This window comes from Mucilaginibacter paludis DSM 18603 (assembly GCF_000166195.2).
In the GTDB taxonomy this organism is placed as follows: domain Bacteria; phylum Bacteroidota; class Bacteroidia; order Sphingobacteriales; family Sphingobacteriaceae; genus Mucilaginibacter; species Mucilaginibacter paludis.
On sequence record NZ_CM001403.1, the window covers coordinates 4,702,986 to 4,717,514 of the forward strand.

The window sequence follows — 14,529 nt, forward strand, 5'->3', positions numbered from 1 at the left end:
TTGGTTAATAAAATCAGAAGTAACTAATAGCCTGGGTTTTGAACGATAATGCTTTTGTTAACTTCTGTCTGGGGAAATGGGTTAAGGTATTCGCGATCTGCCCAAAACGCCTGATAGAGTACTTTGTCCTGATAATCGGCGTTTCCGTTGAGGGTGGCCCCGGTGTTGCCATTATAAGTAAACGCGGTGATGGTTCCACCTATCAGCCCGTTGTTGATGTCGGCGAGCTTCCAGTGTTTAATATCATGGAGACGATAATTTTCATCAAAAAATTCAACCATCCATTCGCGCTGTATTATTGCCCTTAACAAAGTTTTATCTTTTTGCGTAATTGCAGGCAAGCCTGCGCGCAGATGTATTTTATTAAGCCTGTCCAGTGCAAGCTGGCTTTGCCCAAGTTCGTTGTAGGCTTCTGCGGCACTTAAGTATGCCGAAGCCAACCTGAAAATGGGAAACTCAAACCAGCCACGTGTACCTGCTTTGTAATAAAACTTAGTAATACGGGCACATCCCGGATTTTGCCACTGAAACATGCTTTGGTTGCTCCAGTTGTTGTCGCCTGGGTTGTTCCAGGCATCCATCTGCCATGGCTGAAAACAAGCTTTAAAACGGGGCTCGATAGCATTCATATTGCTCAAATATTCCGAGAAGGGCTTTACCGTTGTGGTATTGGGCCAAACTTCATCTGTGCCGTCGCTTTTATAATAAAATTTCAGTTGGTTGGTGTTTAACAGGTTGCCGTAAGCCTGCCAGGTATGCGCATTATAAAAAGTATATATCGATGATGAGTTGTCTGATTTATAAGCCAGTATCACTTCATTATTTCCGGGTAGGGAGGTGGCTTTGCCATAGTCGTCCAGGGGGTCGCCTGTGTTGATAATGCCTAATCCGCCTTGCCCTTCTGCTTCTGTAATTTCAGCGTCAGCAGCTTTAACTGCAGCGTCCCATCGCGATGGGTCGGTACTGCCTAAGCAAACCAGGTTGTTATTGCCGACAAAATTAAGATAGGGAGTGGCAGAGTTAAATAAGGGCCTGGCGGCGTATAATAATGCTTTAGCTTTAATTGCCAAAACAGCGCTCTTAGTCATGCGGCCTCTCCATGTAGATGGCCATTGCGAGGGTACTACGGCAGATGCATAATCGCACCAGGTAACAATGGAATCCAGCACCTGTTTAAGTGGATGCCGCGGTATGGCCAGGTTATCGGTTGAGGCGAAGCTTTTGCTTACAATAGGTACGCCGCCATACATAATCATCATTTGCACATAGCGGTAGGCTATTAAAGCCTGCATCTCAGCTCTTACAACTGCTTTATCCGCGTCAGACATGTCTTTCACTTTTCCGATATTCTCCTTCACCAGGTAATCCTGCCTTATGGCAGTATAGTTATAATTAAAACCGTCCATGTCTTCATTGCCACTGCTCGCGCTCATGCCGTTCAACACCATGGCGTTAGCTATTGTCCATGCAAAACCGTAATTCATTGCACCGGAAAGATTGTCCTGGAGCATGGAGTTCCAGTAACCCTGGTAAGGAATTCCCTGGGATAGGCTTTGCTGATAAGCTGAGGTAATTGCAGCCTGGGCATTTATGGAGGTTGAGAAAACGGTATCTACAGTAGTTGAGTTAGAAATGGGCATCTGTAAAAATTGCTTCTGACAGGATGCTAAGCTAATTATGACTGCAATAGCAGCTAATAATGTTATATTTTTCATATTCATAAAAAGTTTACGGTTAAAGTTGGATGCTTGCACCAATGTTATAAACCCTGGTTAGCGGATACAGGTAACCCATGTTGTTTTTTCCGGCATCGGCTTGCTCCGGATCTATCCCTTTGATAAGGGCAGAACCCCAGGTAATCAGGTTGTTGCCATTAAGGTACAACCGCATGCTTTTAATTTTCGCTTTTTTTAGAAAACCCATGTTGCTTGGAAAAGTATAACCCACTTCCAGGTTTTTTAACCGGGTGAAATCATTCGATTTTAGCCAGAAATCGCTGAGCACCGCATTATTGGGCCCGCCCCCGCTAAAGGAGATCTCCGGATAAGTAATCTTTTCGCCGGCTGCATATTTTGCAGCTGTCCAATGCCCGTCATAAGTTGATTGTAAAACCTCGCCTACATTTTTTGCAAAAGGGCTGCTCAAGATGTAGCCAGATTGTGGAAACGAGCCTTTAGCAGTGCCTATAAACAATGCCGATACATCAAATCCCTTATAAGAAAAACCCACAGTCCAGTTATAGGCAACTTCGGGTACATTAGGGTAACCAATTGGTACCATATCTTTCTGATCGATCACCCCGTCGCCGTTTACGTCAACATATTTCAAATCGCCAAGCCTTGCATTGTTGCCGTATGTATTATAAGGCCGGTTATTGAGCTCCTGCTGCGTGTTGTAAAAACCATCGGTAAGTAAGCCCTTATATTGCCCTATGGGATAGCCTGTATCATTCATCCAGGGGTAAGGATAATTGGCTTCGGCTTTGTACTCAATTTTATTAACCGCGTACGAAAAATTCCCTTTTACATAATAGTTAAGCTTACCTATTTTATCGGCCCAGCCGCCCTCAAGCTCAAAACCGTGATTAGTTACCCGGCCAACATTAGCAGGAGGTACATTGGCAGATGCCACGCCATAAGTGCCTGGAATAATGCCCAGGGTAACCAAAATGTTATTCCGGTTTTCCCAGAATAATGACGAGGTTACAGATAAACGGCTTTTGAAGAATTGTAAATCGGCAGAAATGTTGGTTTTCCTGGCCCGTTCCCAGGTTACCAGTGGGTTACCCAGCGCTGTTTCCTGTGCGGGCGAGTAATAGGGGTTTGCGCTCGATCCGTCGGCGCTGCCGAAGTAGTAACCATAACCGGTGTATCCCCAGGTATTAGGGAGATAAAGGTAACGGCGGTTATTCAACTGATCATTCCCCACCTCACCATATGATCCTCTGAACTTAACCAGGCTAACCCAGTCGTTCTTCGGAAAATAGGGCTCGTTGGAAATAATCCAGCCTGCTGAAACCGCCGGAAAAAGGCCAAATCTATGCCCGGGCGCAAATTGCTCTGTGCCGTTGTAGGCCAGGTTGCCTTCCAAAAGATAGCGCTCATTGTAATTATAAGTTACACGGCCAACAAGGCCCATCAAACCTGACGGCGCATTGTACGACATGTTATTAGATGTATAACGCTGCGCGTTACCTAACAATAGGGCGCCAACGCTGTGCCCATTAAAGTTATGGTTGTAATTTATACTTGCCTCAGCGTAAACCTTGCGCCACGAGCTATTGCCAACATTGTCTGCTGTGTAAGCGGGGTTAACCTGGCCACCTATAAATATAATGTTGGCGGGGTTTGATGGATCGCGCATGGCGCTGTATTGCGGTATGCTGTTGATTTGGGCAAACCCCTTGTTGTAGCTGTCGTCATAAGAAATAGTTGCATGCGCTTCCAAACCATCGGTAATGTAATTCATGGTGTGTTTGAGCGTTAAGTTGCTGGTTAAATTGGTGCCGTACACGGTTATGGTGCCGGCCGTAAGCAACTGTGCAAGGGGGGTATAACCGCCTCCTCCTTTTGAGCCCAGCGGGTTGGTGGCATCGCCGGGGAGGCCAACAAAGCCAGTTACCAGGTGCCCGTTAACTATGCCCGGGCCGCTGAAAGGGCTGCTTTCGAGAATGCTTTGAATGATATTTTGATACCGGTTACCGAAGTCGCTTGCGCTGTTGTTGGCGCCCGGAACCTGGTTTATTGATGATTGAGCCGCAATATTGAACGATAACTGGAAGTTTTTAACAACGTTGATATCAAAATTTGACCGGAAATTATAACGGGTATACTGCGGGTTTACGTTAGCGCCCCCGTATGATGAGTTTGACAGAATGCCATTTTGCTGAAAATAGCCCAGCGAGTTAAAATATTTTACCTTATCGGTGCCGCCGGAGATATTTAAATTGTATTGTTGCTGGCGGCCCAATCCATCAAACTGATCATGATAATAGTTATGGCTGGTATAATACAAAGCAGGGCTGTTTAAAAGTGCTGTTTTCTGTGTCGACGAAAGGGAGCCCATCGCGTTCACCTCGGCAGGCGTATAATCGCGGTTATTCTGGAACTTCCATATTTCATCATTGCTAAAAAGCAGCTGGTCAAAACTATGGTCGCCGAATGCCTGGGCATTTCTAACCGCTTCGTTGCGCAGTTCAGCAAATTGCGCAGAGTTTGCAGTTTGAAAAAGCGACGCGGCTTTTGTAAAGCCCTGGTTTGCGGTAAAGCTCAGTTGTAAGCCGTTTGTTTTCCCGCGTTTAGTGGTAACAATGATAACGCCGTTTGCACCCCTGATACCATAAACGGCCGTTGCGGAGGCGTCTTTAAGAACGCTGATGTTTTCTATCTCGTAAGCGTCCATAGCGTTAAGCACGGTGTATGGCTGTTCGGAAGGTTGCTGGATACCATCAATAACAATAAGAGGATCCGAGCCGTTTAAGGTAGCAATACCACGAATGCGTATCGTTGCTGCATTCTGGCCGGGTTCGCCGCTTGATTGTACTGCACTGATGCCTGAAGTGCGTCCAACCAGCATATTGGTAACATTGGATAGGGGAGCTTGGGTTAGATCTTTACCAGAAATAACGCCGATTGCACCTGTAATGGTGGCTTGTTTCTGTTTACCGTATCCTACAACCACAACTTCATTTAAAGCGCTCAAGCTTGGTTTGAGCTGTACATTGAGCGTGGCATTTGCACCGGCCTCAACTTCCAGCTGCTTAAAACCTACAAATGAAAAAACCAGAATGGCTTTCTCGTTCAATACCTTGATTTTGTAGTTTCCGTCCCTATCGGTTATGGCTGTATTGCTGGTGTTTTTTTCCTTAACCGTAACGCCCGGCAAGGGTTGTCCCTGCTCGTCAACAACCTTTCCGGTAATAACTTTTGCCGCATACACGGTAACGGGGCTTTCCAAAACCTTATCCTTTACAATTACTACCTTATCATATACCAGGTAGGTAATTGGCTGATCGGCAAATATTTGCTTCAAGGCTTCTTCCAGGGGTTTATTAACAAGGTTAACATTTACCCTGCCCGACCTTTTTAAAAGCTCGCGGGTGTACAAAAACTTATACTCGGTTTGCTTTGTAATTTCCTTAAAAAGCGACTGTAGGGAAGCGTTGCTTTCTTTTAAATTAACTTTTTGAGCATAAATTTTTGCAGAAGCATTGAGACAAAGCGTTATACAAAATATAACAGTAAGCTTCATGATGATTATTTTTTTTAGAATATGACCATGCCGAGAAACCATGCGGCAGCATTTCGGAATAATTTCCATAAATTTGAATAATTTGGGCGTTAATAATATGGTATACGTCAATTCGATATTTGAATAGCCCGAACATTGACCGGAGGTGCTTCCAACACTTTCGGTTTTTTTTGGCCATCAAATTAATTGGCTGAAAAGGTGATCAGCCGTAGGGTTTATAAATTTCTCTTCATACTTTAAGTTTTGGGTTTACGTTTCGGGTTAGTTAATTTTTAGTGAGTGATCGGCATTTAGTTAACAACTACAGTTTTTCCTTGAATATCAAATTTGATGCGTCCGGTCAATTCCATCATTTTCAAAACGTCGGATAGTTTTGACCGGGCGGTGAGGTCTACAAAAAAGTGATCGCTGGTTTTATTGTGATAAACCACATCAATATCATACCACCTTGATAATTGGCGCATTACAAAGCTGATGTCAACATCTTCAAAATGCAGCATTCCGTTTTTCCAGGCCAGGGCGCTTTCCATATCAGCATCAGGTATAACTTTTATTTGTCCGTTTTTATTCAACTCCGATTGCTGACCCGGTTTAAGCAGGCAGTGCGAGCTTCCGGCAGTAAACTGAACGGCGCCTTCAAGCAAAGTTGTTTTAATGGTTGCTTCATCGGCGTAAGCATTTACATTAAAGTGAGTGCCTAACACCCGGATCTCCGAGTTATTAACCTTTACAATAAATGGCTTTTCTTTATTTTTAGCTACTTCAAAATAAGCCTCACCGGTAATCTCAACCACCCGTTCTTTGCCGTTAAAAGATGTTGGAAAGCGGATGCTCGATGCTGCATTTAACCAGGCCTGGCTACCATCGGGCAGTGCCACCTGGTAACGGCCGCCGCGAGGGGTGGCAATTGTGTTAAATACCAGTTCGTGCTGGTTCTGTGTGGCTGGATTATATACTAATGCGCCGTTTTTAGATTTGATGACCACGCTACTGCCCTGGCTGGCAATTACCCCGTTTCTGGCCGAATCAAGAATGATTTTTTTTCCGTTGGAGAGGGTGAGTATCGCCTTATCGCAACCTGGTTTTATATCATTTTTAAAAACATGAGTGGCCAAAGCACTATACTTTGGGGAAGTGTTTTTTTTACCGTTCAAAAATCCAAAGTAGACAGCTAAAAACAGACCCGCAAATGTACTGGCAACGGCCAGGCGCTTAGCCCACAGGTGTTTAATCTTGGGTTTATCCGGGGCCTGAATACCGGCCTTGCTGTAAATTTCGGCCAGTATTTGATCCGGAAAATCTACATCTACCTCTTTGGGATCATGAATGTGACTGTTAAACTCAAGATTCAATATTTGCAGCAGTTCTTTCTGATCGGTATTTTCAATGTAATCCAATAACCACCGCTTATCGTCTATTGATAACTCGCGCTTATTAAGCAATTGCAAAAGCTTTTTGTCTGTGTCTTTCATCAATAATAACAAATAAGTATTTTAATTACGGGTAATAGATTATAATCAAAAAAACGTTAGGCAGTGTGCATTGCCGCGTTAATTGAATAGCAAAGACCGATAAATCAGCATTGCTTATATACTAAATACTCAAAAAATGTAAAAAGAGGGGGTAGCGAACGGAAATATTTAAAAATTATTTTCGGCAGGTTTTGACGCCTGTATTGGAGCATATTTACCGGGGTTTAAAAAAGGCCCTGTGCGATAGCGGTTAATGGAGAGTTTTTAAAATAAAAAACACAAAAATATACAGTATACAGTCGATGGGGTGTCTTTCAACATACTCTTTAATGTTTTTAACTGCAGCAGCCAAGTATTCTTTAACGGTGTATTTCGAAATGTTAAGCTCTGTAGCTGCTTCTTCGCATGTTTTACCATGCAATTTACACAGTTCAAAAACTCGTTTTTTTTGAGGTGAAAGGCTTAAAAAGGCTTCATCAAGCAACTTTAATTTTGCCTCTTTTAAATAAGCATAATCTTGATCTGCACACAGCTCCTCATCTTCAAGCTGTTTAAACATTAATGACTCTTTGAGTGTTTTTTTTATCCGGTTAATGGACTTATTGTAGCTCACGCCAAACAGCCAGCCCGATACCGGTTTTGATGGGTCAAGCGTCATCCGTTTCTCCCATAACGAAACAAATACATCCTGCATCACATTTTTTGCTTCATCAGGCTCCTTTAAAAGTTTGAAAATGTTTTTATAAATACCCGACCGGTATTTTAAATACAATTGTTCAAACGCTTTTACGTTATCGTTTTGTAACGCAATTACCAGCTCGTTATCATTAAAGTATATTGTGCGCATCACGAAAAAAACAAAAACGGTTTAACTGGCTTGGTGGCAAAGTATCAAGAAAATACTTCCAATTTGTAAACCTATAAATAATTGACAATATAACAAATTAAGATTTTAGGAGGCTTTTTAATAAACTGACACCACGCAGCGTTAACTAAAATTTTATATAAAGTTAACTATTCTGGTATTGGATTATAGGTGGAATTTATCAATAAGAAGCAGGTTTTTAACAAGTTTTTGCCCTTGGTTAAATATATGTAACAGAAGATAGTTTTATGGTTTTAGTAGATGCTATATGTGCCGCCACCTAATGCCGGCAATGCAAAGTAATTTGAATAATTACAGGCGGATTTGAAGATTTTCAAAGTTTGCGTTAACGCGCGGAAGCCGTTAAAGTACAACGGCGACTAATGAGATTTTACAATAAGCTAAGAGGCTTAATTACTCGCCAGTTTTACTGACTTAGAAATTAAGCCCCTAATCAATTTAGCATCTTAGTTTTACAATTTCGGTCCGGATATTAGCCCCAATACTATTCTCCAACCGGAAAATCAGCCCCTTTGGTTGTTTCTTCCCAGGCGTCAAAATCCTTTTTCAGTTCTTCCAACTTGTTACGAGCTCCTTTTAGTGCAGCCGCACCTAAAAGCAAACGCAACGGCGGGTGTTCTGCTTCAACAGCTTTTACAATGGCCCTGGCCGCGCGTACCGGATCGCCGGGTTGGGCGCCGCTATAACCGCGGATGGCGGCTTTGTTTTTATGTGCGGTATCCTGGTAATCGTCAATTACAATTTTACTGTTATTTGCCGAACGGCCTGCCCAATCGGTACGGAAGCCGCTTGGTGCTATTACGGTCACCTTAATACCCAAGTGTGCGGTTTCTTTGGATAACGACTCGGATAAGCCGTCGACCGCGAATTTAGTGGCATTATAAAAACCAACCGCAGGGAAACCCACCAGGCCACCGATAGATGCCACGTTTACAATATGGCCGCTGCGTTTAGCGCGCATGTGCGGTAACACGGCATTAATCATGTTAGCCAAGCCAAAGAAATTGATCTCGAACATCCGGCGTACTTCGGCCTCTTCGCTTTCTTCAATAGCGCCAAAGTAACCTATCCCGGCATTGTTTACCAACACATCTATCTGGCCAAATTTGGCCAATGTTTGTTCAACAGCAGCTTTAATGTCATCGGGCTTAGTTACGTCGAGTTTCACCGCTATGGCGGTGTCTGGGTATGCTGCCACAATATCATTTACATCATCGGTATTGCGGGCTGCAACAGCCGCTTTATAGCCCGATTGTAAAACGTATTTAGCCAGTTCGCGGCCAAAGCCGGTGGAACAGCCAGTTATTAACCACACTTTGTTTTTCATTGTGTTTATTTTGCTTTATATTCAACAAAATAACATCACAAACTGAATTTGTTTGTCAGTACAGATTCATTAATTCTGGCGAATAACATCATGCCAGTTTTATTCTTCCTACTTAATGGAGCAAGAAATTTTGATGGGTTCATACTGTCATGCATCCGTTTTGCTTTAGTTGAGTCATGTAGATTTTAATACGGGTATGTTAACTAAACGTATAACTTAGATTAACAAATACTCCATATATTTATATGGTTTGATATTTTATCTTGCCGCTGTTGCGGGAATAGATTATATTTAGAAATGATATTCGTCTCTTTTAGGTTTATGCAATGAAGCGCATTCTTGAGGATTTATCAGATCCGGAGCTTTTAGAATTATTACATCATGACAATCAGGCTGCTTTTGTATGTATTTACAATAGATATTGGTCTGAGCTTTATCGTTGTGCTTTTAAGATATTCCCATACCAGGAAACATGCGAGGATTTGATTCACGATGTTTTTTTATTTTTGTGGAATAAGAGGGCTTCGCTGAACGTAAAATCATTAAGAGATTACCTGTACATAGCTGTAAAAAACAGGGCGCTTAATAAAATACGTTCAGAAAAAAGCCTGCTGAGGATTGCCAATGCTCAACCTTCGCCTGTATCTTCTGATACACCATTAGACGATCGCCTAAACTCTATCGAAATCAATAAAATTTATGATATGGCCCTGGCTGGTTTGCCGGACAGGTGCCGTGAAATTATGATTCTGAGCAGAAAGGAACATCTTTCGAACAAAGAGATTGCCGCCAGGTTAAACATTACGCCAAAAACAGTTGAAAACCAAATTACCATTGCTCTGCGCCAGATTCGCGTTAAACTCGATGAGTTTTTAGTATATCTGGTGGTTTTTTGTAGTCTTTTTATGTGATAATGTAGCTTATTTGGCTTTTTACGAAAAAAATACAATTTCTTTTGGGGGATAGGTTGAATGGTTGTGTCTTTACTACCAAAGCAGCCCTATGATTCTCTCATTTTTTAAAAGCAGCAAGAAAAAAAGTTCTGAAGAGGATGATGCGGCGTTAAAAATGTCGCTTACAGTAGATTCTTTCAAATCAAATCCGTCACCGTGGGACACTACGAGGATGGGGGACGAGAATGAAACCGGTGAGCGGATTTTAAATCGCCTTGTGTCCAGCATCAATGGTGCTGAAACACAACACAGGCACCGCATTAGGCGACTGATGACGTTATCGGCAGCGGCCATAATTTTAACCTGCCTTGTTGCCGGGTTTTTATTTAAGGATGAGTTGCTGGATCACCTCCTCTCCTCATCAAACGTTTTAGTTGAAACCAAACCCGGCGAACGGCTAAAATTAACTTTGCCTGACGGATCAAATGTTACTTTGAACGCCGGGACCAGGTTGAGTTATCCGCAACGCTTCAACCACAAAAAACGCGAAGTGGTGCTGTTAAGTGGCGAAGCTTACTTTGATATTAAGCACGATATCAAAAAGCCATTTATCGTTAACGCAGATAAAACACGTACAACTGTATTGGGTACAGCATTTAATATCAGAGCATATAGTTTTATTGGAGATGTTACCGTAACGGTGGCCAGCGGAAAGGTGGCAGTAAATAGCCAATCTGGACAGGCGCGGGGTAAAGCGTGTTTTTTGTTGCCTAATGAGCAAATTACCTATAATAAAACCAGCGGAGAAATGCAAAAGAGCGAAGTTAAAGCTCAGGACGCCATGGGTTGGATGGATGGCAGGCTAATATTTACTAACGAGACCTTTGGGCAGGTAGCCGGTTTACTCGAAAATAAGTATAACGTTAAAATTGAATTTGAGGATAGTACAATCGCATCATATCACTTCTCTGCATCGTTTGAGCCCACCGAAAATTTAAATGATGTGCTCGACGCTCTTACCTTAACCAAAGGGCTGCAGTATACTTTAAAAAATCAAATCGTACAAATTTCACGCGCCAAGCCATAAATAGTTAATAGTCCCCTAATTGTTTTACCCCCTTAACCCCTTAAACTATGATCTAAAAATTACTCCAAATTACAAAGCCGGAAAGTTTCAACTTTCCGGCCTCAATCAGGGTCAGTACGTAACGCCAATCACTTTACTGCCCGCATGTTTTATCAATCTTTTTTACTTTCTTAACAAAACACCATCAAAGGTATGCAAAATTATGCTCGCAGTTTACTGCCAGTTTATAGCCGTCTGAGTAACTTTCAGCAAAAAATAGTTTATCTTTTACTGACACTCATCATCCTGGGGCCGTTAAAATCCGCAGCTCAGAAACCAGAAGACGCTAAAGTAAATGTCGACTTTAACAATATTCCACTCAAGCAGGCTTTCAAGGAGATAGAGAAAAAAAGCAAATTGAAATTTGTTTACAACGAAGAGTCGGTAGCGCCTTATCATGCCACCTTGAAAGCGCAGAACGAAACCGTTAAACAGGTGCTTGTTGCGTTGCTTAAAAATACCAGGCTCGAATTCCAATTTAAAGAAAGCAAGTGCATTATTGTAGATAAAAAGAGTGTCAGTTCTACTAAAATGGGGGGTGTCGTTACGCCCCCAACGCAAGTGCCTATGTCAAGCATCATGATGCGTAGCATACATGGTAAGGTTACCGCGTCTGATGATAATCTGCCCCTGTCTAACGCGACGATCATGGTGAAGGAGTTTGTGCCGATACGTACCCAAACAAACAATAGTGGTCAATTTACAATCAGTTTTCCGGCAAACGCCAAAACCTTGGTGATCACTCACATTGGGTACGCTCAGCAGGAGATTTTAATTTCTGATGCCGATAGCTACGAGGTGATGATGGATGTTTCAAAACAAAGCCTGAACGATGTGGTGGTAGTGGGCCCGTTTACCCGGAAGGCCGAAAGCTTTACCGGTGCGGCGGTAACTTTTACCCAGGAGGATCTGCGCTCTGTAGGCGATCAAAATATCATCCAGAGCCTAAAGATCCTTGATCCATCATTTATCCAGATAGAGAATAATAGTATGGGTTCTGATCCTAATACTTTGCCTAACTTACAAATCAGGGGAGGTAGCAGTTTGCCAGGGTTACAGGGTTCGTACTCCTCCGAACCTAATATGCCACTTTTTATCCTGGATGGCTTTGAAGCCAGCGAGCAAAAAATTTATGATCTGGACATGAACCGGGTAGCCTCGGTAACCATCTTAAAAGATGCCGCTGCAAAGGCCATTTATGGTTCAAAGGCCGCAAATGGAGTGGTTGTGGTTGAAACCCGGCGCCCGCAGGCAGGCAAACTGCAGATTAGCTATACAGCGGATGTTAATGTAACGGCGCCCGACCTGAGCAGTTATCATTTGGCAAACGCGTCGCAAAAACTACAGATCGAGCAAAATGCCGGTCGTTACACCACGCCCTATTTTTATTCGACACAGCTTCTGGCCGAGCAATATAATCGTACTTATACCGACGTAGTGAGAGGGGTTAATACCGATTGGCTTGCACAGCCAGTACATACCGGCCTTGGTCAAAAACACGCGCTATCCATGGAAGGCGGCGATGCCGCCTTTCGTTACGGCGTTGATATGAGCTATAACAAGATTACCGGCGCGATGAAAGGCTCCAATCGTAATACTACTTTGGGCGATGTTTACTTATCATACCGGGTAAAGAATGTATTGTTCAGAAATACATTAACAGTTGGTTTTAACAGGAGCGATGATTCGCCGTATGGTTCCTTTTCTCAATATTCAAGGCTTAACCCGTACTGGTCTCCAAAAGATAGTACCGGCAGTGTTAGTAAATTGTTGGGCACATTTGATGCAGGGTTAGGTACACCAATTAGTTATTACAATCCTTTATATGATGCCACTATAGGCACAAAAAACTTTTCGCGTTATACTGATATCAATGATAATTTTCAAATCGAGTGGTCGGTTGCCAAATCGTTAAAGCTGATCACCAGGTTTTCTTATGATCAGCAGCAAAACCACCGTGAAGACTTTTACCCGGCAGGGAGTACCCGATATGCTAACTATCCCGATTCACTTTATTTTCAGCGCGGCGATTATAGTATCTCTGATGGACGCGATATTTCTATCAGGTCGGATGTTACCCTTAATTACTCCAAACAGTTAAAAAAACACTTGCTGTTTTTGAACGTAGGATGGAACATATCCGACGTAAAAAGCGAAACCTATAGTTTTAGCGCTCAGGGGTTTTTGAATGATCAGGTTGATAATATCAGCTTTGCTAAACAATACCCGTCAGATAGCCGCCCAACCGGTTCTGATGCCGTAACCAGGGAAACCGGTATCATATCGGCATTAAATTATTCCTACGACGATCGCTTTCTGCTTGATATGAGCTACCGTAAGCAAGGTTCAAGCATTTTTGGTGCCGATAATAAGTGGGGCGATTTTGGGTCGAAAGGTATTGGCTGGAATTTACACAATGAAACTTTTTTGAGGAAAGTAACCTGGATAAACCAATTAAGATTAAGGGCATCAACAGGTTATACCGGTAGTCAAAATTTTAATCCTTACCAGGCTATGGCAACGTATAATTTTTATACCGATACCTACTATGATAACGTGGTGGGTGCTAAATTAATGGCCTTAGCTAACAACCAGTTAAAGTGGCAGGAAACCCGGGAACATAATTATGCTGTGGATATAAAGTTGTTTAACCGGATGAGTTTAAGGTTTGATTACTATATCAAAAATACAGACAACCTGCTTACAGATATATCATTACCTGGTTCAACCGGTTTTTTTACCATTGTTGATAATCTGGGAGCTGTGCAAAACAAAGGTATTGATGCAACACTTAGTTTTAAAGTGTTGAGTAATCCAGAAAAGGGTTCGTTCCTTAACCTGTTTGTATCTGCCGCGAGCAACAAAAACAAGTTGGTGAAAATATCCAACGCGCTCAAAAACCTCAATGACCAGCGTGAAGCGGCCAGGGCTTCTTCGGGCTCCACTGCGCCATTCATCCGGTACCAGGAAGGGCAGTCAACATCGGCTATTTTTGCTGTCCGGTCATTAGGCATCGATCCAGCAAACGGTAAAGAAATCTATTTAAAAGCAGATGGTACTAAAACATATCTATGGAATGCTGATGATCAGGTAGCATTGGGTGATTCTAACCCCAAAGTGAGCGGAAGTTTCGGTTTTAACACTGTATACAAAGGGTGGGGATTAAATTGTGCTTTTTCTTATAAAGTTGGCGGGCAATATTACAACCAAACCCTGGCCGACCGTGTGGAGAATGTCGACATTCAATACAACGTAGATAGCCGGGTGTTTACCGATACCTGGAAAAAACCCGGCGACCAATCATTTTTTAAAAACATAACCAGCCGACCTAATAAAAGCGAACCAACCTCGCGGTTTGTACAAAACCTTAATCAGTTGGTCATGTCATCAATTAACGCATCGTACGATTTTAAAAATGCCGCATTGTTAAAAAAGCTGGGTTTAAAAAGGTTTAAGGCTACCATGTTCACCAACGATCTGTTTACGGTTTCTTCCATTCAAACAGAGCGCGGGCTGGATTATCCTTATGCCCGTTCACTTTCATTTTCACTCCAGGCCACATTTTAAATATGATC

Annotated in this window: 8 protein-coding genes; 3 read left to right on the forward strand and 5 right to left on the reverse strand. The window is 42.6% G+C overall.

Annotation, left to right across the window (positions count from 1 at the left end; translation table 11 throughout):
- Positions 1-23 precede the first annotated feature (23 nt).
- From MUCPA_RS19875 to MUCPA_RS19895, 5 genes are all read right to left on the reverse strand, one after another.
- Complete coding sequence (locus MUCPA_RS19875; RefSeq protein ID WP_169316189.1) at positions 24-1,640, reverse strand: RagB/SusD family nutrient uptake outer membrane protein; 1,617 nt, start codon at positions 1,638-1,640, stop codon at positions 24-26.
- A gap of 94 nt (positions 1,641-1,734) precedes the next feature.
- Positions 1,735-5,250, reverse strand: a complete 3,516-nt coding sequence (locus MUCPA_RS19880; protein ID WP_008508877.1) for a TonB-dependent receptor — start codon at positions 5,248-5,250, stop codon at positions 1,735-1,737.
- Positions 5,251-5,540: 290 nt separating this feature from the next.
- Positions 5,541-6,722, reverse strand: coding sequence for a FecR family protein (locus tag MUCPA_RS19885; RefSeq protein WP_008508878.1), 1,182 nt, complete (start codon positions 6,720-6,722; stop codon positions 5,541-5,543).
- Between the two features lie 250 nt (positions 6,723-6,972).
- Entirely contained in the window at positions 6,973-7,569 is a 597-nt protein-coding gene (locus tag MUCPA_RS19890) for an RNA polymerase sigma factor (protein ID WP_008508879.1), read from the reverse strand.
- A 523-nt stretch (positions 7,570-8,092) separates the two neighbouring features.
- Entirely contained in the window at positions 8,093-8,935 is an 843-nt protein-coding gene (locus MUCPA_RS19895) for an oxidoreductase (protein ID WP_008508880.1), read from the reverse strand.
- 326 nt (positions 8,936-9,261) lie between these two features.
- Here MUCPA_RS19895 and MUCPA_RS19900 point away from each other — a divergent pair, with 326 nt between their 5' ends.
- The 3 genes from MUCPA_RS19900 (at position 9,262) to MUCPA_RS19910 (ending at position 14,521) form a co-directional block, all read left to right on the forward strand.
- Positions 9,262-9,846, forward strand: coding sequence for an RNA polymerase sigma-70 factor (locus MUCPA_RS19900; protein WP_008508881.1), 585 nt, complete (start codon positions 9,262-9,264; stop codon positions 9,844-9,846).
- Positions 9,847-9,937: 91 nt separating this feature from the next.
- Complete coding sequence (locus MUCPA_RS36280; protein WP_008508882.1) at positions 9,938-10,915, forward strand: FecR family protein; 978 nt, start codon at positions 9,938-9,940, stop codon at positions 10,913-10,915.
- A gap of 192 nt (positions 10,916-11,107) precedes the next feature.
- A complete protein-coding gene (locus tag MUCPA_RS19910) occupies positions 11,108-14,521 on the forward strand; it encodes a SusC/RagA family TonB-linked outer membrane protein (protein ID WP_008508883.1) in 3,414 nt (1,137 codons plus the stop codon).
- Positions 14,522-14,529 lie beyond the last annotated feature (8 nt).

Coding starts and splice junctions, on each gene's coding strand:
- MUCPA_RS19910 (WP_008508883.1), top strand. CDS start 11,108: ATGCAAAATTATGCTCGCAGTTTACTGCCAGTTTATAGCCGTCTGAGT.
- MUCPA_RS19895 (WP_008508880.1), bottom strand. CDS start 8,935: ATGAAAAACAAAGTGTGGTTAATAACTGGCTGTTCCACCGGCTTTGGC.
- MUCPA_RS36280 (WP_008508882.1), top strand. CDS start 9,938: ATGATTCTCTCATTTTTTAAAAGCAGCAAGAAAAAAAGTTCTGAAGAG.
- MUCPA_RS19880 (WP_008508877.1), bottom strand. CDS start 5,250: ATGAAGCTTACTGTTATATTTTGTATAACGCTTTGTCTCAATGCTTCT.
- MUCPA_RS19885 (WP_008508878.1), bottom strand. CDS start 6,722: ATGAAAGACACAGACAAAAAGCTTTTGCAATTGCTTAATAAGCGCGAG.
- MUCPA_RS19890 (WP_008508879.1), bottom strand. CDS start 7,569: ATGCGCACAATATACTTTAATGATAACGAGCTGGTAATTGCGTTACAA.
- MUCPA_RS19900 (WP_008508881.1), top strand. CDS start 9,262: ATGAAGCGCATTCTTGAGGATTTATCAGATCCGGAGCTTTTAGAATTA.
- MUCPA_RS19875 (WP_169316189.1), bottom strand. CDS start 1,640: ATGCCCATTTCTAACTCAACTACTGTAGATACCGTTTTCTCAACCTCC.